Below are 26,490 nucleotides of genomic sequence, written 5' to 3' on the forward strand. Positions count from 1 at the left end.
CGCCCTTGGGAGGGAGGATTAGAACGCGCCTTTCACACTGACGGTGAAATTGCGCGGTTCGCCATAAAAATTACCCCAGGACGCTGTGCCCACGGTTTGATAGTAATTTTTATCGAAGAGGTTTTTGCCGTTCAGCGCGATGGTCCAAGTGTCATCCACACGGTACGCCAAGCGTGCATCCCACACGGTGTAACCGGCCTGCTCGAGCTTGATGCCCTGCACCCGATAATTGCTGCTCTGTGCATTGACGCCGGCCCCCACGCTCCACTTGGCCAGTGCACCCTCAAGCTGGTAATCGCCCCACAGGCGCAGCATGTGCCGGGGCACATAGGTATTGGAGGCGCCACCTTCAAGGCTGCTGTCGATGTTCTTCAGCGATTTGGTCTGGGTGTAGGTGTAGCCGCCGGAAACCTGCAGGCGCTCGAGCACTTGGCCGCTGACTTCGGCTTCGACGCCCTGGGCGCGCACTTTGCCGGTGTCGGTATAGCAATAACCATCGGCGGAGGTCGGGCAAGAACTCAGGAAGTCGGTCTCGGCGCCGTTTTTCTCGACCGCACGAAACAGCGCCAGGGAGCTGTTGAGGCGCCCGTCGAACCATTCGCCCTTGATGCCCAGCTCGTAGTTGTTCCCGATTTTCGGTTTGAGCGCCGCGCCATCGGCCGTTGCATAGGAACTCTGCGGCTGGAAGATATCGGCGTAGCTGGCGTATACCGACAGGTGCTCGTCGAGGTCGTAGATCAGCGCGGCGAAAGGGGTGACTTCGCCGGTCTCCCGGGTATGCGCGTCCTGCACGCTCCATTCGCCCCAGCCCAGGGTATTGGACTGGCGGCGATTGTCGTACCAGCTCACGCGGCTGCCCACGATAAACATCAACGGCTCGGCCAGGCGCAGGCGCAGGGTGGCGTAGGTGCCGTATTGCGTGGCGGTTTCCTTGACCGTGCCGCCGCGGTACATGTTCGGCCAGAAGGTGCCATTGGCCGGCTCCGGAAAGTGGTGGTCGGGCTGGTAGATGCTCTGGCGTCCGGGCAGGTTCTGGATGGCATAGATGTCGTCCTGGGTACCCCGGCTGCCGTTGGCTCCGAGGATCAACTCATGTTCCAGGCCGAAGGCTTCGAATTTTCCGTCCACGTAGGCGTCGAGGCCGAAGTCTTTATGGTCGTAATCCATCAGGGCCGCATAGGAATTGGCGGTGGGCAGCGGGTCGCCGTAAGCGATGGTGCCCTCGCTGGCGGCGTACTTGGTGTCTTGCAGATTACGGCTGTGCACGGCGGCGACTTTAACTTTCCAGTCATCGTTGAAGTGATGAGTGAGGTCGGCGAAGAACGTGGCGCGCCGGCTTTGCCAGTCGTTCCAGGATTGGCCCAGGCACGTGGAGCGGCTGAGCTTGGCGCTTTTCCCGTCGCTGTAGCGCGGCAAGCCGCCCCAGCACGGGCTGGCGTCAACGTCTTCATAGCTGGCGCCCAGGCCCAGGGTGGTGTCGGTATCGAGGTCGACGTCCAGCGCGCCGTAAAACGCCCGGTCCTTGCGCTTGGAAATATCCATATAGGCGCCGCGATCCTGTTGGCTGAATGCCACGCGGCCACGCACCGTGCCGCTGTCATTGAGCGGGCCGCCGGTGTCGACATCGGCGCGGTAGTTGTCCCACGTGCCGGCGGACAGCGACAGGCTGGACGTCGGCCTGGCCTGCGGCCGCTTGCGCACGAAATTCACCGCACCGCTGGCGGTGCCGGCGCCCTTGAGCATGCCGGCCGCGCCTTTGAGCACTTCCACGCGGTCATAAATCGCCATGTTGGCGCTGAAGCTGTCGGCCTGCACGTAGTCTTTACCCATGTCCAGCGGCACGCCGTCGTATTGGTACTGGCCGAGCATCTTGAATCCGCGGGAATAGAAATACTTGCCACCCATGGGCGATTCATAGGTGGTGATCCCCGGCGTGCGCTCCATTACGTCGTCGATGGTGGTGACGTTCTGGTCGTCCATCAATTGGCGAGTCATCACGCTCACCGACTGCGGTGTTTCGCGCAGGCTGTGTTCGCCTTTGCCAATGGTGACCGCACCGGTGGTGTAGGAACCGGTGCCGTCGGTGATTGCTCCCAGGCGTTCACCGGTGACCAGCGTGGCGCCCAGGTTCAGCGCGCCGGCCTCGGCCGTTTGCGGTAGCAGCAGCCAGGTGCTGCTGCCCTGACGTTGGGCTTGCAGGCCCTGGCCCCGCAGCAATTGGCCCAAGGCGTGTTCACGGTCAAAGCTGCCGTTGAGCCCGCTGCTGTTCTTGCCGGCCACGCTGGTAGCGTCGTAAGACAGGCTGATGCCGGCCTGGCGCGCGAATTGGTCAAGGGCCGAGGCGAGCGGGCCGGGGGCGATCCGCCAGTCACGGGCCTGGGTATCGGCAGCGCTGTCGGCCATCGCCGCCAGGGGCAGGCTGGCACCGCCCAGGCAGACACCGAACAGGGCGGCCTGTACCGCGTGCTTGAGGGATAAACGTGTGGAGGGGAACGCTTGCATGACCGCGGATGCTCCTGAAGAAGTGGATAAAATCCGGCCTGTTGATCGGCCTTTCCTTACAGGTCGAGCGGCAATGAGAATTCACCTCATTTATTTTTACGGTTAAGCCCGCGACGACAACGTCACCCAATAGCGGCTGCGGTAGGTCAGGTTGACCGGCAACGACTGGGCCAGCAATGTGAGTACTTGATCGGTGTCGTCCAGTTGATAGGTGCCCGATACCCGCAGCGCGGCCACGGCTTCGCTGCAACGCACCAAGCCGTTTCGGTAACGGCCCAGTTCGGCCAGGAAGTCATCCAGGCGCATGTTGTGGGCGCTGATCACACCCTCGCTCCAGGCCCAGGGGTCGAGGCCGTTGGCCGGGGCAGGGCGTACGCCGTTGCGGTCGAACACCACCGGCTCGCCGGGCTTGATCACTTGGCGCGCATGAGCGGCATGGCTGTCGGCAAACACCGCCACCACACCTTGCTGCACCGCCAGCAGCGTGCCTTGGGATTCTTCGCGCACCACAAAGCGCGCGCCGAGGGCGCTCAGGTAACCGTCGCGGGTGTGCACCCAGAACGGGCGAGTATCGGCGCCGGTACTGGCCATCACCTCACCCTGGCGCAGGCTCACCAGCCGCCGTTCGCTGTTCAGCGCGACGTCGATCGCGCTGGCGCTGTTGAGTTGGACCTTGCTGCCCGCGTCCAATGCCACCCAGCGCCGCTCGCCGGTGGCGGTGCGGTAGTCGGCCATCAGCGCGGGCAGGGGCGTGTAGTCGCGGCCCAGCCAGGTCAAACCGGCGGCGCCGGCAAGCAGCCCGAGCAGCTTCAAGCCTTCACGTCGGCTGATGCGTTGACGCGCGCCGTCCAGTGCCTGGCGACTGATGCGGGCGGGCAATTGGCTGAAGTCGTCATTCATCGTCGCCACTTGTTGCCACGCCAGTTGATGCGCGGTGCTGGTGTGCAGCCACTGCTCGAAGGCCGCGGTGCTGGCGTCGTCAGCGCTGTTGAAGCGCAGTTTGATCATCCATTGGATCGCCTGGTCCACCAGGCGCGGGTCAGGATTGGGCATAACGCAACCGATAACAGGCATGCAGCGCCTTGGACAGGTCGCGCTCCACCGTGGCCTTGGAAACCCCCAGCCGCAGGGCGATTTGCGGGCAGGTCAGGCCGTCCAGTTGAGCCAACAGGAACGCCTCACGCACTCGCGGTTTGAGTTGATCGAGCAAACGGTCGATGCGCTCCAGGCTGTCGAGGATCAGCAAGCGGGTTTCCTCGGAGGGCACCTCGGCCTGCGGGAAACACGCAAGGCTTTCCAGATAGGCGCGCTCCAGTTCACGGCGCCGGTATTGGTCGATCATTAGGCTGCGGGCAATGCTGCTCAGGTAAGCGCGGGGTTGTTGCAATGTCTGCTGCTTGCGCGCGTTGAGCAGGCGCACGAAGGTTTCCTGCGCCAGGTCGGCGGCGTGCTCGCGGCAACCGGTGCGCCGGCTCAACCAGCCGCGCAGCCAGGCATGATGGGTGTGGTACAGCTGGCCGATGGCGGCATGGTCCAGTGGGTGATCGCTCGACATGGGCATCCTGGCGCAGCAGTCTTAATTGATAATGTTTCGCATTCTAGTCGTAGGATGTAGGAATGGGCAATGACAGCAAAATCCCAGGCAAGCCAGCGCCCCCAGAAAAGCCGGCACTCAACCCAGGCGAGCCGCCGCCCGCGCCACGATCTCCCCACGCACTTTGCGCGAGTGCGCCGTGCGCTTGTTGGCTTCCACCAGCACATGCTCCGGCGCGGTCTCCGGGCGGCCCGCATCAAATGGCGGGGCCGGTGCATATTCGATTTGCAGCTGCACCAATTGCGCCGCCGCTTCGCTGTACAACTCCGCCGCCAGGGTCAGCGCAAAGTCGATCCCCGCCGTAATCCCGCCGCCGGTAAACAGGTTGCCGTCACGTACTACGCGGGCGTGCACCGGGATGGCGCCTAATGGCGCGAGCAGGTCGTGGTAGGCCCAGTGCGTGGTGGCCTTGCGACCGCGCAGCAAACCCGCCGCGCCCAGGACCAGCGCGCCGGTGCACACCGAGGTCATGTAGCGCACGGTTTGCGCCTGGGCCTTGAGGAAGTCCAACGTGGTGGGGTCTTCCATCAACGCGCCGACACCGGCACCGCCAGGCACGCAGAGCACGTCCAGGTTCGGGCAGTCGGCATAGGTGATGGTCGGCGTGAACACCAGGCCGGTGCTGGAAGTGACGGGCGCCAAGTCTTGCCACACCAGGTGCAGCTTCACATCCGGCAGCGAACCGAGCACGTCATAAGGGCCGGTCAGGTCCAGTTGCTGGATGCCGGGAAAAAGCAGGAAACCGATATGCAAGGTCATGAGTGAAGCTCCAGTGAAGGGGTAGACGGCTTCACTGTAGAGGCCTAGGCTTTGGCGAATACGCCATTGAGCCCACAGATCACGCCAATCATGCCCAGAATCATTCATGTCCTCGCGTTCGATAATGCCCAGGTGCTCGATGTCACCGGGCCTCTGCAGGTATTTGCTTCAGCCAACGACCTGGCCCGCCAGCGTGGTTTGCCTTTGCCCTATGCGGTGAATGTGATCGCGGACCAGGTGAAACCGGTGATGACCTCTGCAGGCCTGGCGCTGGTGGCCGACCCGCTGCCCGCCGTCGATCAGCCCTGCGACACCGTGGTGATCGCCGGCGGTTGGGGCGTATACGGTGCCGCCGAAGACCCGGCGCTGGTGCATTGGGTGCGGGAAAAATCGCGTCACACAAGGCGCATGGCGTCGGTCTGCACCGGTGCTTTTCTGCTGGCTGCCAGTGGCCTGCTCGACGGTTGCCGCGTGGCCACGCACTGGACCCGCTGCGAAGAACTGGCGCGCAAGTTTCCCGCGCTGACGGTGGAGCCCAACCCGATTTTTATCCAGCAAGGCGCGCTGTGGACCTCGGCCGGTGTAACCGCCGGTATCGACCTGTGCCTGGCCTTAGTGGAGGAGGACCTCGGGCGCGCCGTCGCCCTGGAAGTGGCGCGGCACTTGGTGGTGTTTCTCAAACGTCCTGGCGGGCAGTCGCAATTCAGCGTGACCTTGTCCCTGCAAAAGAGCGACAGCCGCTTTGCCGAGTTACACGCCTGGATCGCCGAGCACCTGACGTTGGACCTGAGTATTTCCACCCTGGCCGCCCAGGCCGGCATGAGCGAGCGCAGCTTTGTGCGCCACTACCGCGCCGAAACCGGCCAGACGCCGGCGCGGGCCGTGGAGTTGATACGTGTGGAAAGCGCACGTCGGCAATTGGCGGACAGCACCACCTCGATCAAACGCATCGCCGTGCACTGCGGGTTTGGCTGTGAAGAGACTTTGCGGCGCAGTTTCCTGCGGGCGCTGTCGGTGACGCCCCAGGCCTATCGCGAACGGTTTTCACCGGTGTAGCAATTCCTGCAAAGCGGCCAGGGTAACCTGCGGCGCTTCCTGAGGAATATTGTGGCCTACGCCGGGCAACATTTGCCGTCGATAAAACCCGCTGAAATGCGCGACATCGTCATCTTCTTCTGAAGGCGGCCCCACGCCGTCATCGGCACCGCACAGCGAAATGCTCGGCACCGAAATCGGCGGTTGCAGGGCCAATGCCTGCTCGATGAACTCCAGCGCGGGGTCCCCCGGTGCATACATGAACCGATGGCGGTAGGAGTGGATCACCACCTCGACGAAATCCGGGTTATCGAACGACGGCGCGGTTTGCCCATACAGGCTCGGCCCCTGCGCCCAGGACGGTGACCACAACGACCACAACAGCGCGCACAGTTCCCGCCGGTTGGCGGTCAGGCCATCCACGCCGCGCTGGGTGTGAAAGTAATACTGGTACCACAAGCGATGTTCTGTCGCGGGCGCCCGCGGTTTTAGTGACTGGGCGATGTCCTGGATGTTGTAGCCGTCTGCGGTCACCAACCCGCGCACCCGTTCCGGCCACAGCGCCGCGACGATACACGCGGCGCGCCCACCCCAGTCGTAGCCGGCCAGGGTGGCGCAGGGAATGGACAGCGCATCCATGAAGTCCAGCAAGTCCTTGCCCAGCGCCGCCTGCTGACCGGAGCGCATGACCTGCTCGTTGATAAAGCGCGTCGGGCCGTAACCGCGCAGGTAGGGCACCAGCACGCGATAACCCTGTTCGGCCAGGCCCGGAGCGATGTCGTCGTAGGCGCGTGGGTCGTAGGGGAAACCGTGCAGCAGGATCACCGGCTCACCCTCGACCGGGCCGTGGGTTTCATAGGCGATATCGAGCATGGAAGTGCGCACGTAGAGCAGCGGGGCGAGGGGGGTCATGGTCGACTCCTGAGCATTGCTGAAATCATGGTTGCCACACCGTTTTCTCCCCGCTGAGCTTACGGTCCAGGAATGTCGCCGCACTGATCAACGCCAAATGGCTCAACGCCTGGGGCGTGTTGCCCAGGTGCCGGGCCTGGCTGTCGAATTCTTCGGCGTACAGCCCCAGCGGGTTGGCGTAGCGCAGCAGTTGTTCGAATTCCAGGTGGGCCTTCTCCACTTGGCCGGCGCGGGCCAGGCATTCGACGTACCAGAACGAACAGGCGGTAAACGCGCCTTCGGTGCCTTGCAGCCCATCGATCTGGCTGTCGTCGTTGCGGTAACGGTAGACCAGGCCGTCGCGTACCAGGCTTTTCTTGATCGCCTCCAGTGTCGACAGCCAGCGTGGATCGGTCGCGGCAACGAAGCGCACCAGCGGCATCAACAGCATCGAGCCGTCCAGCGCCGTGCTGCCGATGTGCTGCACAAAATGCCCACGTTCTTCGTTCCAGAAGTTGCTCCAGATGTCCGCATAGATTGCCTGGCGGGTCTGGTCCCAACGCGCAAACGGCGCCGGCAACGAGCGCTTGGAGGCCAGGCGGATGGCGCGGTCCAGGGCTACCCAGCACATCAGGCGCGAGTGCAGGAAGTGATGCTGCTCGCCGCGCATTTCCCAGATACCGACGTCTTTGTGGTTCCAGATTTCGCAGACTTGGTCGACCACTTCCACGGTGTGTTTCCAGCCCTCATGGGAGATGGCTTCGCCGTATTTATTGACCAGGTAAACCGCGTCCATCAATTCGCCGTAGATATCCAGCTGAACCTGGTCGAACGCTTCATTGCCGACGCGCACCGGCTGGGCGCCGCCGTGGCCGCTGAGGTGATCCAGGGTGGTTTCCGGCAGTTCCTGGCGGCCATCGATGCCGTACAGGATGTTGATCTTGGTCGGCTGGCCGCAACAGTCGCTGACCCGGCCTTTGAGCCAGCGCATGTAGGCGTTGGCTTCCTCGACGAAACCCAGGCGCATGAACGCGTAGACGGTAAAAGAGGCGTCGCGGATCCAGGTGTAGCGGTAGTCCCAGTTGCGTTCGCCGCCAGGGCTTTCCGGCAGGCCGAAGGTGGCGGCGGCGATGATTGCGCCGTGTTTGCGTGAGGTCAGCAGCTTCAGCGCAAGGGCCGAGCGGTTGACCACTTCGCGCCAGCGCCCGCGGTAGTTCGATTGGCCGATCCAATTGCGCCAGAACTTCGAGGTGCGTTCCAGGTAGAGGTCGCTGCAGGCATTCGTCACGCGTGGGTCGTCCTGGCCGCCGAGAATGAATTCGGCGCCTTCGTTTTGGGCCAGGGTGAAACTGGCCGTTGCGGCATTCTCATCCAGCGTCAGCGGGTGGCTGCCGACCAGGCGCAGCCCAGGCTGGCCGTCCGCGCTGAACAACACACCGGTGTCGCAGGCTTCAGCGTGGGTTTTGGCGCGGGCGTAGTCATGACGCACCGCGCAGCGCAGATGGAATGTCGCCTTGCCGCTTACAACCCGCACGCGGCGGATCAATAAAGGCAGGTCGTCGACATCTTCGCTGACGGCCAGCAAATCGGTGATTTCCACCACCGCCGCATCGCTCAGCCAACGTGTTTGCAGCACGTTGGTGTCGGGCAGGTAGATCTGCTCGCGACGCGCATCGGGCAGGTCGGGGGTGAGCTGGAAGGTGCCGGCCTCGGGCGTGTCGAGCAACGCACAGAAAATCGACGGGCTGTCGAATTCCGGCCAGCAGAAAAAGTCGATGCTGCCTTGATCGTTCACCAGCGCCGCGCTGCGCATGTCGCCGATGATGCCGTGAGCATCAATGGCGCTTTGTGGCTCGTTCTTCAAATCAACCATTGCCACGAAACTCCGGATAAAGGCTCATGCCGCCGTCAATGAACAGCGTGCTGCCGACTACATAATCGGACGCGTCGCTGGCCAGCCATACCACCGCATTGGCCACGTCTTCCACGTCGCCGACCCGGCCATAGGGAATCAACTTGAGCAGCTCTTTTTCTGCTGCGCCTTCGGTGGCCGCACGGTTGATCGCCGTGCGAATCGCCCCCGGCGCAATCCCGTTGATGCGAATGCGCTGCTCGCTGACTTCCTGGGCGAGGGTGCGCATCAGCATTTCCACACCGCCCTTGGACGCCGCGTAATTCACATGCCCGGCCCAGGGAATCAACTGGTGCACCGAGCTCATGTGGATGATCTTGCCGGCGGCGCGGGACACGCCCTCACGCACACCCTGGCGGTTGAAAATCCGCACGGCGGCGCGTGCGCAGAGAAATTGGCCGGTGAGGTTGACGCCGATCACGGTGTTCCAGTCGTCCAGGCTCATGTCGACCAGGTTGGCGTCTCTTTGCAGGCCGGAGTTGGCGACGAGAATATCCAGGTGACCGAAGGCATCGAGGGTCTGGGCAAACAGGCGTTCAACGTCGGCTTCTTTCGACACATCGCCAGCGAGGGCAATCGCCCGACCGCCGCCTGCGTTGATTTGTGCGGCGAGGGCTTCGGCGGGTGCCGCCTGGGAGTTGTAGTTAAGTACGACGGCCGCCCCGGCGTCGGCCAAAGCCTTGGCGGCTCCCGCGCCAATGCCAGAGCTGGCACCGGTGACCAGGGCCACTTGTTGTTCCAACGAGAGCTGCATGGGTTGCCCACCTTTACTGTGCGAATTCAATTAGCTGACTGACAGGGCGGCGCACAAGTTCATCGCCTGTTTGAGCGACCGGCAGCAATTGCCCCGCGTGCGTTGTGCCGTGGGCAGGGAAAGGTTCGCGCTTCGATCTTCATCCCTCAAGACCTCCTTCCTACCGGTATTGGGGGGTTTTCAACACGTTGAGGAATCTATTCCCATCGCTCTGCCACACAGCAAAGGCCTGCTGGTGCAGAGCTGAGCCACGGTTTACCTAGCGTTGGCACGTCTGCAGCAGCAAGGCACCGCCCTAAATCAGAACTGGAGCACCACATGTCGGTATCCGCATCCAATCAAGCGTACGCCTCACCCACGGACAGCCTTCCGCAGCCCCTCGCTGGCGCACAACCCAGCCCTTTGGCCAAGGCTGCGGGCGCGGCGGGCCCGAGTTTCGAGCAGTCGGCAAATCAGTCCGGTCCGGTTTTCGATAGCTCGGCGCAGCGTTCGAAATCAGCCTGCTGTCCGTGCCCACCCCCACGTCCCAATCCCACGCTGCCGGGCCCACCCCCACGCCCCAATCCCACGCTGCCGGACCCGTATTATGGCAAGCAAAGCAACGAGGTGTTGGCTCAGGAGCTGCTGAACAAATACAACGCGTTCAAGCCCTGGTACGCGACGACAGTCACGCCGGATCACATCAATAAGATGGCAAGTCGCCCCCTGACCGGCCACCCGGAGAGGGACGCGAATATCAGGCTGGCCAGGGAGTTGCTCAAGCGCCCGGGTCTGATGGATGCCCTTGACCGAAATAACGGAACGGGTGCTTTGGATAAATCCCTGTCTAAAGAAGACATCAGTAAATTCATCGTTTCGTCGAACCCGCTCAAGCTTCAGGATGACAGGCAACTTGCTCAGAATGTCTTGAATAACTTCAACGCGCTGAAAGGGCCGTGGTGGAGCGCCGATAGAAACGCCATCGACGTCAACACGTTCGCCAGGTTCGCGTCGCGCTCGCTGACTGGCCATGGCCCAACCGACAGCATCATCCAGCTGTCGAGAGAGATCATGGCGCGTTCGGAACTGAAGGGCTCAATGGATAATGTCTTCGGGTTTCTTCGCGATGGCAAGATCACCCGGGACGACCTGTATCGGCTGCTGCGCTAAGCCCTGGCCCAACGCGTTGCATCGGCGGGTAAGTACCCGGCCAGGCAATCGCCGCCCTGGCGAAGCTGGAACCATTTGCAAGTATTTACCACGAAGAAAGCATCCATCGGTCGGCCCCATGGATGCCTTCGTCTACTGGAACAGGTAATGGCCTATGAATTCGACATCATTTGAACCTCGCCAGTCTCACTCCCAGTACGCTGTTGCAAGCCTGTCTGCACTGGCAACAACGGAACAAGGCCCAAGCAGATCTCAAGCAAAAGTGCTCAACCTCACCTCTTCGCCCAAATTCAGTTTCAAAGCGCCCACCACCGAGGATTTCGACAGGGGCTCGCGTACCGCAGAGGACGGGCCGGCGCCTCGGTCTGCACTGTCGTTGCTCGAAACGCTGTGGAGTAAATGGTCACGCCGTTACTGACGTTCATCCCACCTTTCCGGGGCCGCCGCCTGGCTGGTTACAAACGCTCAAGGTTTACCGGAGCAGGCTGAAGGGCTTGTTGGAACCATTATTTTTTGGGTAGCCACATATTCGATACTTGTCTCGCGCTGACAGTCAAAGCGCTTTTGAAGATGGGTCACTCGAGGTTCAAGTAATGCACTCTAAATAAGGTGGGAATGAACATGACTAACGGAATTAATTGGGGCGCTGGATTACCTCCCATGCACAATTGGCCTGCCGGTGCGAATCAGGCGCCTGCTCCAACCGGTGGTGGTTACGCGCGGCTCAGCGTAGTCGACAAGGCGCTGGGTACCCAGCAGCCGCTCGCAACGACCTCGAGTCTTGTTTCCAACAGCTTGATGGTAAACGGCGCCAACCGGCATTTTGATGCTCAAGGGTTGTATGGCGGAATGACGAATGTGGGAAATCCCTACGTCAGTTCGGATGACCACTTGCTGGCGACAGATCTGAACAGCAACTTTTCCATGCTGGACAAGTTCAAGAAAGACGGCCATCTGACGCAGAGCGGGCTGCAAAAAATTGCCGGTGAAGACGTGCACACCAGCAGCGTCTCCGAACGCACCATCATGTTGGCCAGGGAGATACTCAACCGCCCCAGGCTCAACGAAGCGATTCTGGTGGATGGCGGCAAAATCACGCCTGAAAGCTTGGCCAAGGCATCCGACCTGGTCGTGGGTAACACCAACCCCAATACGCAAAGTGCGGACCCATTCCATTCGAAAACCAACGCACAGGTCGTTCAAGCGTTCAGGGGCATGTTTGACCAATTGCGCGATGCGTCCGAAGACTACAGCTTCTTTTTCGAGAAGCACCGGTACGTCAAGACAGACACGCTTATCGAAATCAGCAAAGACCCCGATGAAACCGACAAAAACGGTAATGTCGTACGGGACCCGGCGACTGGCTTTCCCAAGAAAAAATACAGCGAGCAGCAGGTGTACGTTGCCAAGAATATTGTCGAGCGGCCAGGGTTGCTCGAGTCGCTGGACAGCAATAAGGCTAACGGCACCAACATTTTCGGCAGCCACAACATTGATGGCTGGCTGAAGAACTACAGCATCGATCGATGGCTGGAAAACGATAAGAAAGAAAAGGGTAACTGAGGACGTCGCAGGCGTATGAGCGGATTGAATCATCAGGCCGCTCATACAGGCGAGCGTTTATACGCGCAATATCTTCCCGCTGATCGCCACCGCTGCCAGCAACCCTGCGATCAGCAGGAACGCGGTTGCCATGCTGCTGCCATGGGCAATGAACCCGATCATGGCCGGCCCGGCCAATATGCCTGCATAGCCGAGCGTGGTGATCGCGGGCACGGCAATGTGTTCCGGCATCACGTTTTGCTTGCCGACAGCGGTATAGAGCACTGGCACGATATTGGAGCAGCCGGCGCCCACCAGCGCATACCCGAGCAGCGCCATTTCCCAGGCAGGGGACAGCGTGGCCAGGAGCACACCCGCCGCCGCCAACGTGCCACCGGCCACGATCACTCGGGTAGCGCCCAAGCGCCGCACAATCGCGTCACCGGTCAGGCGCCCGGCGGTCATGGTCAGGGCGAATGCCGCGTAACCCAGGCCTGCATAGGCTTCGTCCAGGCCGCGCTCGGCGCTGAGGAACACCGCGCTCCAATCCAGTACCGCGCCTTCGGCCAGGAACACGATGAAACACAGGCAGCCGATAAACAGCACCACGCCACGAGGAATGGCAAACGCCGGCCCTGAGCTTTCACTGCCATAGGGAAGCAAATGCGGCCCGGCCTTGAGCAGCGCCAGTGCCATGATGACGATCACTACCAGGGTCGCCTGCAGCGGCGACATGCCCAGCCCCAGCAAGCCGGAAACCCCCGCCGCACCGACGATGCCGCCCAGGCTGAACAGACCGTGGAAGCCCGACATCATGGTTTTCCCGCTGGCGCGTTCCACGATCACCGCTTGCAGGTTGACGGTCGAATCCACAGTACCCAGCCCTGCGCCGAACAGAAACAGCCCGGCCATCAGCAGCGGAATCGAACTCACGGTGGCGAGCATCGGCAGCGCCAGGCAGATCATGATCGTGCCGGCGGTCAACACGCGCCGGCAGCCGAAGCGCGACGCCAGCACGCCTGCCACGGGCATGGCGAGGATCGAGCCCACCCCCAGGCACAATAACAACAGGCCAAGGGTGCCCTCGTTGAGGTGCGCCCGGGCCTTGGCGTACGGCACCAGCGGTGCCCACGCCGCGATGCCGAAGCCTGCGATGAAAAAAGCGATACGGGTAGACATTTGTTCCAGCCGCCCCGGAACCACGGGTGCGCTAGTGGGGATGGCAGTCATGAATGATCCTTGGTGCTGCGTTCAACGAACGATGTCCGGCGCGACATCCTTGCACATCAGGCCGCGTCGAGCGAGCCGGGTTCCCTTGGGATTGGCGGGTCAGACAAACTCCACCTGCGCGGGCTGACGCTTCATCAGCACCTTGCCGTTGCGGATCGAATACAACGGCAGGCCCTGGCTGCGAATCACCTCATAGTCACTGTCTGCCGAGAGCACCAACAGGTTGGCCGGTCGGCCGGGTACCAGGCCGTACCGGTCGCCGAGCGCCATGGCCTGGGCGCTGTTGTCGGTGACCAGGTTCAGGGCGTTCTGCAGGTTGCGGTAGCCGAGCATATGGCAGATGTGCAAACCCGCCTCCAATACACGCAGGATGTTGCCGTTGCCCAAGGGGTACCAGGGGTCGACGATGGAATCCTGACCGAAGCAAACGTTCATGCCCGCTTCGAGCAGTTCGTTGACGCGGGTGACTCCCCGGCGTTTCGGGAAACTGTCAAAGCGGCCCTGCAAGTGGATGCTTTCGGTAGGGCAGGAGACGAAGCTGATACCGGAGTGACCCAACAGGCGAAAGAGTTTGGCGCAGTAGGCGTTGTCGTAGGAACCCATGGCGGTGGTGTGACTGGCGGTGACGCGGGCGCCCATGTCGCGGCTGCGCGCTTCCTCGGCCAGCACCTCGAGGAAACGTGAGTGCGGGTCGTCGGTTTCGTCGCAGTGAACGTCCACCAGGCAGCCGGTGCGTTCGGCCAGGTCCATGAGGAACTTCACCGAACTCACCCCTTGATCGCGGGTGTACTCGAAATGGGGGATGCCCCCGACAACGTCGGCGCCCAGGCGAATGGCTTCTTCCATCAGCTCACGGCCATTGCGGAACGACTCGATGCCTTCCTGGGGAAAGGCAACGATTTGCAGGTCGATCAAATGCGAGCTTTCTTCACGCACTTGCAGCATGGCTTTGAGCGCGGTGAGATCAGGGTCGGTCACGTCGACGTGGGTTCGCACATGCTGGATACCATGGGCGGCGAGGGCTTGGATGGTTTTCCTGGCGCGGGTCCTGGTGTCTTCCTGAGTAATGGTGGCTTTGCGCTCCCCCCAGCATTCGATGCCTTCGAACAGGGTGCCGCTCATGTTCCAGCGTGGTTCGCCGGCGGTGAGGGTGGCATCGAGGTGGATGTGCGGTTCGACGAAGGGCGGGATCACCAGGTTGCCGGCGGCATCCAGGTCGCCAGGCATCAGCGTCGGTACGCCTGTTTGCGCAGTGATGCTGGCGATCCGGCCATGTTCCAGGTGCAGATCATGCAGGCCTTCACGGTCGCGCAGGCGGGCATTGATGATGTGCATGGGCAAGTTCCTCTTGGCTAAATTCAATCAGGCCATCAGGTTACCATTGCCAGGGAGCGGGCTCATGGGTGGACGGCAGTGGCGCGTCAAACACAGGGGAAGTGGTCGGCGGGGATGGTTGCGAGTGGCCAAAAATCAGTGGCGAGGGAGCTTGCTCCCGCTGAGGGGCGAAGCGGCCCTGTTCTTTAAGAGGGGTTCTCTAAGAAGGGGACTGCTGCGCAGTCCAGCGGGAGCAAGCTCCCTCGCCACAGTAAAGTGCTCCTTCGTAACTGACTGCATCGCTTACTCGCCGCGATAGATACAGCCGCTGGTGCACGTCTCATGGATACGAATCGCGCTGAGTTCGGGCAGCAGGGGTTTCAATTCAGTCCAGATCCACTTGGCCAGCACTTCGCTGGTGGGGTTTTCCAGGCCTGGAATATCGTTGAGGTAGTTGTGGTCGAGACGCTCGTAGAGCGGTTTGAAAATCGCCTTGATTTCCGAGAAGTCGCGAATCCAGCCGGTATGGGGGTCCAGGTCGCCGCTCAAGTGGATCGCCACCTTGAACGAATGCCCGTGCAGGCGCCCGCATTTATGGCCGTCCGGGACATGGGGCAGGCGATGGGCGGATTCGAATGTAAATTCCTTGAAGATTTCCACAGTATTTTCAGCTCGGTCAGGTATCTGGCAGGCGGCGAGTTTAACAGCTTGACCCGTCGCCGCGCATACCACTGGGTCAAAGTGCTTGCAAACGCTCGCCCAGCCCACCGTTGTCCGCCAATTGCAGAAACTCATCCCCCAACCGCCGACTCTCGCTCATTGCCGTCTGCCAGTATTTGTGGCGACTCGGGTCATCGCCCATGAAACGCTTGAAGTCGCTACGGTCCGGCAATTTGCCGTAAGGCAAGCGGGCCAGGTAGTCCTTTGACGGCGCCAGCAGCAAAACATCCTGCAACCCCTGTTGGTTGCTGCGCCGCCACGGCAGGCCTTTGTCGAACCAGCCGGGAATCACCCGGTCGGTAAAGTGCGGGTACAACACGATATCGTCGCCGCGGTAGGGCAGGTCGAGGTGGTAGTCCAACAGCCCGCCGTCCCGGTAGGTTCCGACGCCTGCGCCGGGCAGGTCGCGTACGCCCTGCATCACCATGGGAATCGAGCCCGACGCCAGCAGCGCCTGGCGCAGGTTGCCCATCTCCAGTTCAAGGAAGCGCGACGGGAAATCCTTCAGCGGGCGCACGGGGGGCGCCTGGCGCGGGTCGTGGATGATCAGCCGTTCGAAATGCCTCGACAGCCGTGCGCGGCCGCGCAGGTTATCGGCGATCACCGATGACAGCCCCAGACCCAGCCGGCCCCGGTGATCATCGGCAAGCAGGCCATGGCTTTTCACCACCATGATGTTCAGGCGGTAGTCGGGGTTGTTCAGCACTTGAGCATCGCGGCCGGCCAACAGGTCGTCGAGCATGCGCCGGCAGCTCTGGCTGACTTCGGCCATGGTCACGCCTTTGGCGAAACGCTGTTCGTTATACAGGCGGCCCAGGTCGAGCAAGCCTTGCACCGGGTCGGGCAGGCAAGCGCTGGCAAACCGCCAGGAACCAATGGACGCACCGATCAGCGCCCGCTCCCGAGGCTTGCGCGCCAGCCAGTCGCCGAAGAGCGCCAGGTCCAGGCCTTGTATGCCCAGGGCCTTGGGCCCGCCGGCCGCGCCCGGAAGGATGCCGACGTCAGAAGGGGCAAGGCCTTGCTCACGAATGCGTGCAAAGGCGCGTTTGCCGGCCTTGAGCGTCAGGGCGGGAAACTTGATGTGGATTGCAGTCATACCGGTCTCTGTCAAAGCGATTGTAGGCGCGGGCTCGCGAAACACGTCAACGATACCGCGTGCACCTTTATAAACGCTGCGCCTGCAAGAGCAAGCGCGCGCCTCCAGCAAATTGCCATGGTGGCAATTCAGGTTCAGTTAAGTTGCCGCGCGTACCGTGATCCGTTGTAGGAAAAACATCCTGAAACGGAGACTTATCATGAAGCGCCTCACAGCGCTGGTCGCCGTCGGTATCATTGCGTTCTCGGCCACGCCGGCCTTGGCAATGGACCCCGACAAACCACTGAAATTGCCTGGCACTGTTACTATTGTCGCCTTCGATCAGCTTGAAGCCGCCGCCCTGGCCTTGCATCCGGGGTCGACGCTGCTGGGCACCGATCTGGACGAGGAGTACGGCAAGTACATCTACCAGGTCGAACTGGAAGATGCCCATGGCCTTGAATGGGACGTTGAATTGGACGCGCTCACCGGGCATGTTCTCAAGAATCATCAGGACACGTAATGACGGTATATCGACGCGCCGGGACTCTGGTGCTGCTGGCGCTCCTGGCTTTTTGCTCAAGCCTGGCCGCTCGCGACCTCAATCAGGATGAAGCCCTGGCGCTGCGTCAGCAGGGGGTGATCCTGCCTCTGGAGTTCCTGTTGCACAAGGCTATGTCACGTTACCCGGAAGCCCGGCTGCTGGAGGCGGAGCTGGAGCTCAAGCACGGCCAATATGCCTATGAAGTGGAGCTGGTGACTACCGAAGGCGTAGTGCGCGAAATCAAGCTCGATGCCACCAACGGTACATTGATCAAAGATAAGGAAGACTGATGCGCCTGCTTCTGGTGGAAGACAACGTCCCGCTGGCCGATGAGTTGCTGGCCGGCCTGCAGCGCCAAGGCTATGCGGTCGATTGGCTGGCCGATGGGCGCGATGCGGCGTACCAGGGCCGCAGCGAACCCTATGACCTGATTATTCTCGACCTTGGCCTGCCGGGCTTGCCGGGGCTTGAAGTGCTGGCGCAATGGCGCGCGGCGGCCCTGGCCACGCCGGTGCTGGTGCTGACGGCGCGTGATTCCTGGGCGGAGCGCATCGAAGGTCTCAAGGCTGGTGCCGATGATTACCTGAGCAAACCGTTCCATCCCGAAGAGCTGCACCTGCGCATTCAGGCGCTGTTACGCCGAGCCCACGGCCACGCCAACCAACCGACCCTGCAGGCCGCCGGTCTGCACTTGGACGAAGGCCGCCAATGCGTGCTGCGCGACGGTGACGAAATCCAGCTCACGGCCGCCGAGTTCCGCCTGTTGCGTTATTTCATGCTGCACCCCGAACAGATCCTGTCCAAAAGCCATCTGGCCGAGCACCTCTATGACGGCGAGACCGAGCGCGACTCCAATGTGCTGGAAGTCCACGTCAATCACCTGCGCCGCAAACTGGGGCGCAGTGTGATCGAAACTCGGCGCGGCCAGGGTTACCGGTTTGGCGCCGGCCCTGCATGAAGTCGATCCAGCGGCGCTTGAGCCTGGGGTTGATCAGCGTAATGGTGATCGTCGGCGTAGTGCTGGCGCAAACCAGCCTGTGGCTGTTCGAAGCGGGTTTGCAGCGCTATCTGGAGGCCGGCCTGCGCAACGACAGTGAAAACCTGCTGGTGGCGCTGGTGCGTGGGCCCAATGGCGTGCAGTTGGATGAGCAGCGCCTGTCACCCGCCTATCAGCGGCCATTTTCGGGGCACTATTTCCGCATTGATTTTGCCGACACCCACTGGCGCTCCCGCTCATTATGGGACCAGGAATTGCCGACGCTCCCCGAGGCCGGACTCAAGGGCAACCTGCAACTGGGGCCTGAAGGCCAGAAACTGTTGGTCTTGCGCTCGGACTACAAACGCTTCGGCCAACCGATCTCCATCAGCGTGGCGCAGGACTACACGCCAGTACGGGAAAGCTTTCGCCTGATGCGCCAGATCGGCCTGGTACTGGGGCTGGCGGCATTGCTGGTGGTGTTGGTATTGCAACGGATCACCGTGCGTCGCGCCTTGCGCCCGCTGGAAACCGCGCGCAACCAGATTGCGCAGTTGCAACAGGGCCAGCGTTCGCAATTGGACACCCAGGTGCCGCTGGAACTGGAGCCGCTGGTGGCGCAGATCAACCACTTGCTGGCGCACACCGAAGACAGCCTCAAACGCTCGCGCAATGCCCTGGGCAACCTGGGGCACGCGCTGAAAACCCCCTTGGCGGTGATGCTGAGTGCCGCGTCGAGCGAGGCGCTCAGGGATCATCCGCAGTTGAGCAACTTGTTGCGCGATCAGCTTGAACAGGTGCAGCAGCGCCTCAATCGCGAACTCAATCGCGCGCGGCTGGCTGGCGAAACCCTGCCGGGTGCGTTGTTCGACTGTGAAAAAGAACTGCCGGGGCTCTTGGCCACCCTGAACATGATCCACGGCGAACACCTGGACCTCAGCTATCACGTCGCCCCCGGCCTGCAACTGCCCTGGGACCGTGAAGATTTGCTGGAGTTACTCGGCAACCTGCTGGACAACGCCTGCAAATGGGCGGACGCCGAAGTTCGACTGAGCGTGAGCGAAACGCCGCACGGTTACCTGCTGGCCGTTGAAGACGATGGCCCTGGAATCCCGGAGATCCAGCGTGATCAGGTGTTCAGCCGTGGCGCACGCCTGGATGAACAGATTGACGGCCACGGCCTGGGCCTGGGCATCGTGCGCGATATCGTCGACGTGTGGGGCGGGGTGTTGCAGTTGCAGGAAAGTGAACTGGGTGGGCTCAAAGCCTTGATCGAGCTGCCGCACCGGCAGATCTGATACCTGACCGCTCAAACTAACCCCCGTCAGTCAAGAAGCAGCGCTCTACTGTGGCGAGGGGGCTTGCTCCCGCTGGACTGCGCAGCAGTCCCATTTTCCGGGGCCGCTTCGCGACCCAGCGGGAGCAAGCTCCTCGCCACAGGTTATTTGCTGTCCGCTCCAGCGCTTAACTGATCGGCATTGGAGCAAGCCCGGCTCTCACAGAGATAGTCCCTCATCTGGACGGGTTGTCGTCATCCATCACACCCGGAACTGATCCATCACACCCGGAGCTGATCCGTCACACCCGGAACTGATCCATCACGCCCGGAACTGATCCATCACGCCCGGAACCGATCCATCACGCCCGGAACCGATCCATCACGCCCGGAACTGATCCATCACACCCGGAACTGATCCATCACGCCCGGAACTGATCCATCACACCCGGAACCGATCCATCACGCCCGGAACTGATCCATCACGCCCGGAACCGATCCATCACACCCGGAACTGATCCATCACACCCGGAACTGATCCATTACACCCGGAACTGATCCATCAACCCCTGCTGCTGATTCGCCAGGCTGTTCAGCGCCCGGCTCACTCGCGCCGATTCATTGGCCTGTTCCGACAGCGACTCGGTCACATCACGAATCGTCGCCACGTTGCTGTTGATCTCCTCGGCCACCGCGCTTTGCTCTTCGGCGGCGCTGGCGATTTGCAGGTTCATGTCGCTGATCACGGTGACGGCGTTGCCGATCTGGCGCAGCGCGGTCACCGCCTCGCCGACCTGCTCGACGCTGCCCTGGGCCTGGCGATAGCTGTTGCCCATGGCACCGACAACTTCCTGGGTGCCGCTTTGCAATTGTTCGATCACCAGGCGGGTTTCTTCCACCGACTCCTGGGTGCGCCGTGCCAGGTTGCGCACTTCGTCCGCCACCACGGCAAAACCCCGGCCGGCCTCACCGGCCCGCGCTGCCTCGATGGCGGCATTGAGCGCCAACAGGTTGGTCTGCTCGGCGATGCCGCGAATCACTTCCAGCACCGAGCCGATTTTCTCGCTGTTGCTGGCCAGGCCTTCAACCTGCGCCATGGCAGTGCTCATGTCAGCGGCCAGCAGGCCGATGTTGCTGGTGGTCTGATTGATCACGGTCAGGCCATCACGGGTGGATTGGTCGGCTTCGCGGGCGGCTTGCGCTGCCTGGGCGGCGCTGCGGGCGACGTCCTGGGCGGTGGCGCTCATTTCGTGGGAGGCAGTGGCCACCTGGTCAACCTGACGATACTGCTGCTCCATGCCGGCGCTGGTTTCGCTGGCGATCGCGGCGGATCGGTCGGCCGTGCCACGGGCGTCCTGCACCGAGCGTTTGACCTCGGCGATGATCGGCTGCAACTTGTCGAGGAAACGGTTGAACCAGCCGGCCAGTTGGCCCAGTTCGTCCTGTTTGTCGTAGGCCAGGCGGCGGGTCAGGTCGCCCTCGCCGCTGGCGATGTCCTGGAGCATATGCGCCACGCCGAGGATCGGCCGGGTCACGCTGCGCGCCATCAGCCATACCAGGATCAGACCGACCACGGCGGCCAGCAGGCCCAGGCCGAGTTCCAGCAGGGTGCCCCGGGTATTGTCGGCATCCAGCCGGGCTTTGAGCGCCTCGGCCGGCGCCACCAGGACTTTTTTCGGCACGTCCAGCAGCACGCCCCACGGCTTACCGCCCGGGATCGGCGCGAAGGGCGACAGCACTTTAAGTTGTTGCTCGGTACGCAGGCTGCGGGTCTGCGTGCTGCTCGCCAGGGCGCTGATCAGCTGTGCGCCGCTGGCCGTGTCGACGTGGTCCAGGCGTCGGCTGAGCTTGCTGGCGTCCGGGCTGTAGCCGGCGAGCAAGCCGGTCGGGCTGAGAATGCTGACTTGGGTCTGGCCGTCGTACAGCTTCTGGCTGGCCTGTTGGCTCACGGCCTGCAAGCTGTTGAGATTGATGTCCACCGACAACGAGGCAATGACTTTGCCGTCGACGATCAGCGGAAAGACGATGCTGGTCATCAGCACGTTCTGCCCGTCGATCACATAAAAGTAGGGTTCAATCACGCAAGGCTTGAGGGTGGTGCGCGGGCATGTGAACCAGGCGTTGGCTTTTTCGCCGCTGGGGCCGACGGAAGTGTCGGTCATGTCGCTTTCGGGCAGGGCCATGGAGGTAATTTTGCCGGGCGTCGGCTGCGACCAGTACAGGGCGAAGCGGCCCTTGTCGTTACTGCCCAGTTCCGCCTGATTGGCGAACAACTCATCCTTGCCGTCCAGCGCATTGGCTTCGAACACCAGGGATAAACCGAGCAGGTCGGGGTTGGCCTGGAGCGCGGCCCTGACCTGACGGGTCAGGTCTTCGCGGGTGTCGAAGGCGTCCAGAAAACGTTTTTCCGCCTGCTCGCGTAAAAACAGCACTTGGCGGGAAAACCCATGCCCGTATTGGTAGGCATCCATGAACTGCCGACGAATGCCCAGCGCCTGCACTTCACCTTGAGCCTCGATGCGTGCCTGGGCGGCCTCATCGAGCATCTGCATGCTGGACGCCTTGACCTGCTCGGAACTCTGCGCCATGCGATACAGCGACAGACCGACCAGCAAGGTCACGATCCCCAGCAGGCAGAGGCCTGCGAGCAGGGTGATTTTCCATTGAATGGAGAGCTGCCTGAGCGACATCGAGACATCCTTAACGTGAATACAGGTGGAGAACCGTTGTCGGCTGCCCGTGGGTTTTCTTTATTCAAACAGTCAATTTAAACCTGCGCTCGTCGACAGCTTTTTGACATGGCCCTCCGGCTGCTGCAAAGTGCGCGCCCTCTAATAAGACCTCTTTGAGCCCGTACGCCGGCAGCCCCTTCAACGGTCGCTGAGGCGCGGGTATGCCTGTCTTTTACGTTTCTGTCTTGAGGTAACCATGATTAACGCTGTTATCGCCGCGGTCGGCACCATGCTGGTGCTCAGCTTGTCCCGTGTGCATGTGGTCATCGCCATCATCGTTGGCGCCCTGGTGGGTGGCTTGACCGGTGGCCTGGGCATCGACGCCACGCTCAAGGCTTTTAACAGTGGCCTGGGCGGCGGTGCGACGGTGGCTTTGTCCTACGCCTTGCTTGGTGCCTTCGCGGTGGCGATTGCCAAATCCGGGCTGGCCCATGCCCTGGCGGACAAAGCGCTATTGCTGGTCGATCGCCAGGAAGCCAGCGGCGGCAACCACGTCAAGTGGCTGTTGATCGGCCTGCTGTGGACGGTGGCGATTGCTTCGCAGAACATCCTGCCGATCCACATCGCGTTCATCCCGTTGCTGGTGCCGCCGCTGCTCTATGTGTTGACCAAGCTGCAACTGGATCGCCGCCTGATCGCCTGCGTCATGACGTTCGGTTTGATCACGCCCTACATGTTCCTGCCGGTAGGTTTCGGCAATATCTTTCTCAACCAGATCCTGCTGGCCAACGTGGCCAAAAGCGGCGTGGACATCAGCCAGGTCAACGTGACCCACGCCATGAGCCTGCCCGCGCTGGGCATGGTGGTCGGCCTGCTGGTGGCGGTGTTCATCAGCTATCGCAAGAAACGCGTGTACGACCTGGAGAAAATCGAACGGGTCGAGCAGGTGGCGGTGCAGTACAACCCGTTGACCCTGCTGGTGGCCGGCCTGGCGATTGCCTCGGCGTTCATCATTCAGCTGTGGCTGGATTCGATGATCATCGGTGCGCTGGCCGGGTTCCTGATTTTCTCGGTGTCGGGCATCGTGCGTTGGCGCGACACCGATGACCTGTTCACCGAAGGCATGAAAATGATGGCAATGATCGGCTTCATCATGATTGCCTCATCGGGCTTTGCCGAAGTGCTCAAGGCCACCGGCGATGTGCGCTCGCTGGTGCAAGCTTCGGCGGCGTTCATCGGGCATAGCCGTGGAGTGGGCGCGCTGTTGATGCTGCTGGTGGGGCTGCTGGTGACCATGGGCATCGGTTCGTCGTTTTCCACGGTGCCGATCCTGGCCGCGATTTTCGTGCCGCTGTGTGTGCAACTGGGTTTCAGCCCGTTGGCGATTGTGTGCATCGTCGGCACCGCCGGCGCCTTGGGCGACGCCGGTTCACCGGCATCGGACTCCACCCTCGGCCCTACCTCCGGCCTGAATATCGACGGCCAGCACCATCATATCTGGGACACCGTGGTGCCGACGTTCCTGCACTACAACCTTCCGCTGCTGGCGTTTGGCTGGCTGGCCGCGATGACACTTTAGAACGCTCGAAGTCCGCAGGGCATCGCATCGAACATTCCCCAGGCTTATGTAGGGTTTTTCTGGTTTGGGATTGATGCGTGCTTGTGCGGTAGTTAGGCCATCTCAGTAGGAAGTAAGTTTTTGAGCCTCGAACCCGTCGCTCAGGTACTTCCTTTGAAAAAACTGGCCCTTATGCTCTCCATTCTGATGATGACAGGCTGTGCCACCGGCCCTAAGCATCTCACCCTCAAAGACGGCTATGCCGTCGATACAACGCACCCCTCCCAGAGCCAGAACGAGCGAGTCCGCTTTTTAGTCATGCACTACACGGTATTCGACGACAGCAAGTCCCTCGCTGCGTTGACGACCGGCGTAGCCAGCGCTCATTACCTGGCGCTGTCCAACCCGCCGATCTACGACAAACGGCCAGTGGCCTTGCAGCTGGTGCCGGAGGACAAGCGGGCCTGGCACGCCGGACTGAGTCAGTGGGGTAAACGTACAGACCTCAACGACACGTCCATCGGCATCGAGATCGTCAACGCAGGTTTTATAGAGGGGCCGACCGGACGACTGTGGTTCCCCTACACCGAGGCGCAGTTGGCGCTGGTCGAACGTCTCGCCGCAGACTTGGTCAAGCGTTATGGCATCGCGCCGCAAAATGTTGTCGGGCACAGCGACATCGCCCCCTTGCGTAAATCCGATCCCGGCCCGTTGTTTCCCTGGCAGGCATTTTACGAGCAGGGTATAGGTGCCTGGCCAGACGCTGCTACGGTACAAAAGCATCTCGCTGGGCGCGCTGAGGCCCAAATCGTCGAAGCAGGCACACTGCAGAAGGCGCTTTCCACGTATGGCTACAAGATCCCGCAAACCGGCGTGCTGGACGACGAAACCCGGCAGGTTCTCCGTGCGTTTCAAATGCATTTCCGACCCGCTGGTATTTCGGGTGTTCCCGATGCCCAGACCGAGGCGATTGCATTGGCACTGGTGGAAAAATATCGATCCTGAATGCATCGACCGATGCTTCAACAGCGGCTTTGTCCTACAGAATCCACGTTATTGGCCGTTAACCTCTCAAGTCGCCACTAACAAGAGAGAAAAAGCCATGCGTCTGAGCCTCAAGGCCAAAGTCCTGACCCTTGCCATCGTGCCGGTGCTGCTGTTCGCCCTGGTTATCAGCCTGACCACCGTGTGGATGCTTCAGGGCCAGGCGCGCGACGAAGTGAATGAAACCCGCCAGCGCCTGCTCAACAACGCCAAGGCCACGCTGCAAAGTTACGTCGAGGTGGCCATGACCACCATCAAGCCGCTCTACGACGCGGCCGCCCCTGGTGATACGGCGGCGCGGGCGCAGGTGGTCAAGTTGCTGTCCAACACCAGCTACGGCAAGGACGGTTACTTCTTCGGCTACGATTCCGAGACCATCCGCCTGTTCAAGGGCAACAGCCCGGACGGCGTGGGCAAGAGCTTCAAGGACAATCGCGACCCCAACGGCGTCTACGTCAACCGCGACCTGGTCAAAGTCGGCAAGGACGGCACCCACTACCTGCAATACAGCTCGACCCAGCCCGGCCAGACCGAGCTGGTACCCAAGCTCGGCTACACCGAATACCTGCCCAAGTGGGACATGGTCATCGGTACCTCGGTCAATCTGGATGGCATCGACGCCCAGGTCGCCGTGGTCGAGGCCAAGGTAAAGACGCGCATGGAAGGCGTGCTGTTGAGCATTCTCGGTGTGGCTGCCGTGGTCTTGCTGGTGATTGCCGCCGTCGGTCTGCTGGTGGCCAACACGATCCTGCGCCCACTGAGCCTGATGAAGGCCAACCTGGACGATATCGCCGCCGGTGAAGGTGACCTGACGCGCCGCCTGGCCATTACCAGCCAGGATGAACTCGGCGACCTGGCCGGCGCGTTTAACCGGTTTGTCGACAAGATCCACGGGCTGGTACGCCAGATCACCGAAATGACCGCGCAACTCACCGGGCTGGTGAGCCAGGTGTCCGAGCAAGCCCAGCGCTCGGAAACCGCCATGGAGCGCCAGCGTCACGAAACCGATCAGGTCGCCACCGCGATCAATCAGATGTCGTCCGCCGCCCATGAAGTGGCGCGCAGTGCCCAGGGCGCTGCCGTTGCCGCGCAGCAAACCGACGCAGAGGGCCAGGCCGCCAAGCGCGTAGTGGACGGCAGCATCGCGCAGATCCATGCGCTGGTGAACGACATCCGTAGCAGCGGTGTGTCCCTGGACAGCCTGCAGCAAGACGTGTCGTCGATTGTGAGTGTGCTCAGCGTGATCCGCTCGATTGCCGAACAAACCAACTTGCTGGCGCTCAACGCGGCGATTGAAGCCGCGCGGGCAGGGGAGGCCGGGCGTGGTTTTGCCGTGGTCGCCGATGAAGTGCGCGCCCTGGCCAGCCGCACCCAGACCAGCACCCAGGAAATCCAGGGCATGATCGACCGCCTGCAAAAAGGCACCGAAGCCGCCGTGGAGGCCATGCGCCGCTCCAGCGATGCCGGTGACGGCACTTCGGCCCAGGCCAACCAGGCCGGCGTGTCGCTGGACACCATGGCCCAGTTGATCGGTACCATCAATTCAATGAACGCGCAGATTGCCAGCGCCGCCGAAGAGCAAACCGCCGTGGCTGAAGAGATCAACCGCAGCGTGCATCAGATTGCCGTGGCGGTGGACAACGTGGCCGATGAAACCCAACTCGGCGCCCAGACGTCCCGCAGCCTGGCGGATCTGGGCCAGCGCCTGGGGCAGTTAGTCGGTCAGTTCAGAATCTGACCTGCTTCGCCCCTCGCGGTGAGGTTGCTGTGGTAGGGAGCTTGCTGTGGCGAGGGAGCTTGCTGTGGTAGGGAGCTTGCTGTGGCGAGGGAGCTTGCTGTGGTAGGGAGCTTGCTGTGGCGAGGGAGCTTGTCGTGGTAGGGAGCTTGCCGTGGCGAGGGAGCTTGCTGTGGCGAGGGAGCTTGCTGTGGTTAGGAGCTTGCTG

Annotated in this window: 22 protein-coding genes; 10 read left to right on the forward strand and 12 right to left on the reverse strand. The window is 61.9% G+C overall.

What is annotated here, in order from left to right; genetic code table 11:
- Positions 1-18 precede the first annotated feature (18 nt).
- The 4 genes from Q1V60_RS17455 to Q1V60_RS17470 form a co-directional block, all read right to left on the reverse strand.
- A complete protein-coding gene (locus Q1V60_RS17455; RefSeq protein ID WP_300632822.1) occupies positions 19-2,502 on the reverse strand; it encodes a TonB-dependent receptor in 2,484 nt (827 codons plus the stop codon).
- Between the two features lie 102 nt (positions 2,503-2,604).
- Positions 2,605-3,555, reverse strand: coding sequence for a FecR domain-containing protein (locus Q1V60_RS17460; protein WP_300632824.1), 951 nt, complete (start codon positions 3,553-3,555; stop codon positions 2,605-2,607).
- Positions 3,542-4,057, reverse strand: coding sequence for a sigma-70 family RNA polymerase sigma factor (locus tag Q1V60_RS17465; RefSeq protein ID WP_300632827.1), 516 nt, complete (start codon positions 4,055-4,057; stop codon positions 3,542-3,544). Before Q1V60_RS17465 ends, Q1V60_RS17460 begins: the two co-directional genes overlap by 14 nt.
- 117 nt (positions 4,058-4,174) lie before the next feature.
- The gene (locus Q1V60_RS17470) at positions 4,175-4,855 is read right to left on the reverse strand and encodes a DJ-1/PfpI family protein (protein ID WP_300632830.1); all 681 of its coding nucleotides are present in this window, start codon (positions 4,853-4,855) and stop codon (positions 4,175-4,177) included.
- Between the two features lie 90 nt (positions 4,856-4,945).
- On the opposite strand from Q1V60_RS17470, the gene Q1V60_RS17475 reads away from it, so the two are divergent.
- The gene (locus Q1V60_RS17475) at positions 4,946-5,911 is read left to right on the forward strand and encodes a GlxA family transcriptional regulator (RefSeq protein ID WP_300632833.1); all 966 of its coding nucleotides are present in this window, start codon (positions 4,946-4,948) and stop codon (positions 5,909-5,911) included.
- Here the strand turns inward: Q1V60_RS17475 and Q1V60_RS17480 are convergent.
- The 3 genes from Q1V60_RS17480 to Q1V60_RS17490 are packed head-to-tail and all read right to left on the reverse strand — an operon-like array spanning position 5,900 to position 9,447.
- The gene (locus Q1V60_RS17480; RefSeq protein WP_300632836.1) at positions 5,900-6,802 is read right to left on the reverse strand and encodes an alpha/beta hydrolase; all 903 of its coding nucleotides are present in this window, start codon (positions 6,800-6,802) and stop codon (positions 5,900-5,902) included. The genes Q1V60_RS17475 and Q1V60_RS17480 overlap by 12 nt on opposite strands.
- Before the next feature lie 25 nt (positions 6,803-6,827).
- Positions 6,828-8,654 (reverse strand): glycoside hydrolase family 15 protein, encoded by a 1,827-nt coding sequence (locus Q1V60_RS17485; protein WP_300632839.1) that lies wholly within the window; start codon positions 8,652-8,654, stop codon positions 6,828-6,830.
- A complete protein-coding gene (locus Q1V60_RS17490; RefSeq protein ID WP_300632842.1) occupies positions 8,647-9,447 on the reverse strand; it encodes a glucose 1-dehydrogenase in 801 nt (266 codons plus the stop codon). The genes Q1V60_RS17485 and Q1V60_RS17490 overlap by 8 nt, the downstream gene beginning before the upstream one ends.
- Before the next feature lie 318 nt (positions 9,448-9,765).
- On the opposite strand from Q1V60_RS17490, the gene Q1V60_RS17495 reads away from it, so the two are divergent.
- Together Q1V60_RS17495 and Q1V60_RS17500 are read left to right on the forward strand one after the other, a co-directional pair.
- Positions 9,766-10,596 (forward strand): hypothetical protein, encoded by an 831-nt coding sequence (locus Q1V60_RS17495; protein ID WP_300632845.1) that lies wholly within the window; start codon positions 9,766-9,768, stop codon positions 10,594-10,596.
- A gap of 615 nt (positions 10,597-11,211) precedes the next feature.
- Complete coding sequence (locus Q1V60_RS17500) at positions 11,212-12,159, forward strand: hypothetical protein (protein WP_300632847.1); 948 nt, start codon at positions 11,212-11,214, stop codon at positions 12,157-12,159.
- 57 nt (positions 12,160-12,216) lie between these two features.
- Here Q1V60_RS17500 and Q1V60_RS17505 read toward each other — a convergent pair whose 3' ends face one another.
- From Q1V60_RS17505 to Q1V60_RS17520, 4 genes are all read right to left on the reverse strand, one after another.
- A complete protein-coding gene (locus Q1V60_RS17505; RefSeq protein ID WP_300632850.1) occupies positions 12,217-13,368 on the reverse strand; it encodes an MFS transporter in 1,152 nt (383 codons plus the stop codon).
- A gap of 99 nt (positions 13,369-13,467) precedes the next feature.
- Positions 13,468-14,703 carry a cytosine deaminase gene (codA, locus tag Q1V60_RS17510; protein WP_300632853.1) on the reverse strand — a complete coding sequence of 412 codons (1,236 nt, stop codon included), beginning with the start codon at positions 14,701-14,703 and terminating at the stop codon, positions 13,468-13,470.
- 282 nt (positions 14,704-14,985) lie between these two features.
- Positions 14,986-15,342, reverse strand: a complete 357-nt coding sequence (gene queD, locus Q1V60_RS17515; RefSeq protein WP_017736453.1) for a 6-carboxytetrahydropterin synthase QueD — start codon at positions 15,340-15,342, stop codon at positions 14,986-14,988.
- Between the two features lie 76 nt (positions 15,343-15,418).
- Positions 15,419-16,498 carry a patatin-like phospholipase family protein gene (locus Q1V60_RS17520; protein ID WP_300632863.1) on the reverse strand — a complete coding sequence of 360 codons (1,080 nt, stop codon included), beginning with the start codon at positions 16,496-16,498 and terminating at the stop codon, positions 15,419-15,421.
- 199 nt (positions 16,499-16,697) lie between these two features.
- Here Q1V60_RS17520 and Q1V60_RS17525 point away from each other — a divergent pair, with 199 nt between their 5' ends.
- From Q1V60_RS17525 to Q1V60_RS17540, 4 genes are read left to right on the forward strand one after another with little or no spacing between them, the layout of a single operon-like run.
- Positions 16,698-17,000: a PepSY domain-containing protein gene (locus Q1V60_RS17525; protein WP_300632865.1), complete on the forward strand. Its 303-nt coding sequence runs from the start codon at positions 16,698-16,700 to the stop codon at positions 16,998-17,000.
- Positions 17,000-17,311: a PepSY domain-containing protein gene (locus Q1V60_RS17530; RefSeq protein WP_300632867.1), complete on the forward strand. Its 312-nt coding sequence runs from the start codon at positions 17,000-17,002 to the stop codon at positions 17,309-17,311. Before Q1V60_RS17525 ends, Q1V60_RS17530 begins: the two co-directional genes overlap by 1 nt.
- Entirely contained in the window at positions 17,311-17,979 is a 669-nt protein-coding gene (locus Q1V60_RS17535) for a response regulator transcription factor (protein WP_300632869.1), read from the forward strand. Before Q1V60_RS17530 ends, Q1V60_RS17535 begins: the two co-directional genes overlap by 1 nt.
- A complete protein-coding gene (locus tag Q1V60_RS17540) occupies positions 17,976-19,295 on the forward strand; it encodes a sensor histidine kinase (RefSeq protein ID WP_300632871.1) in 1,320 nt (439 codons plus the stop codon). The genes Q1V60_RS17535 and Q1V60_RS17540 overlap by 4 nt, the downstream gene beginning before the upstream one ends.
- A gap of 520 nt (positions 19,296-19,815) precedes the next feature.
- Here Q1V60_RS17540 and Q1V60_RS17545 read toward each other — a convergent pair.
- On the reverse strand, positions 19,816-21,963 hold the full coding sequence (locus Q1V60_RS17545; protein WP_300632873.1) for a methyl-accepting chemotaxis protein: 2,148 nt from the start codon (positions 21,961-21,963) through the stop codon (positions 19,816-19,818).
- Between the two features lie 241 nt (positions 21,964-22,204).
- Between Q1V60_RS17545 and Q1V60_RS17550 the strand changes: the two genes are divergently transcribed.
- The 3 genes from Q1V60_RS17550 (at position 22,205) to Q1V60_RS17560 (ending at position 26,285) form a co-directional block, all read left to right on the forward strand.
- On the forward strand, positions 22,205-23,524 hold the full coding sequence (locus tag Q1V60_RS17550) for a Na+/H+ antiporter NhaC family protein (protein ID WP_300632877.1): 1,320 nt from the start codon (positions 22,205-22,207) through the stop codon (positions 23,522-23,524).
- 153 nt (positions 23,525-23,677) lie between these two features.
- The gene (locus tag Q1V60_RS17555; protein ID WP_300632879.1) at positions 23,678-24,508 is read left to right on the forward strand and encodes an N-acetylmuramoyl-L-alanine amidase; all 831 of its coding nucleotides are present in this window, start codon (positions 23,678-23,680) and stop codon (positions 24,506-24,508) included.
- A 97-nt stretch (positions 24,509-24,605) separates the two neighbouring features.
- Entirely contained in the window at positions 24,606-26,285 is a 1,680-nt protein-coding gene (locus tag Q1V60_RS17560; RefSeq protein WP_300632875.1) for a methyl-accepting chemotaxis protein, read from the forward strand.
- Positions 26,286-26,490 lie beyond the last annotated feature (205 nt).

This window comes from Pseudomonas sp., assembly GCF_030147005.1.
Lineage (GTDB): Bacteria > Pseudomonadota > Gammaproteobacteria > Pseudomonadales > Pseudomonadaceae > Aquipseudomonas.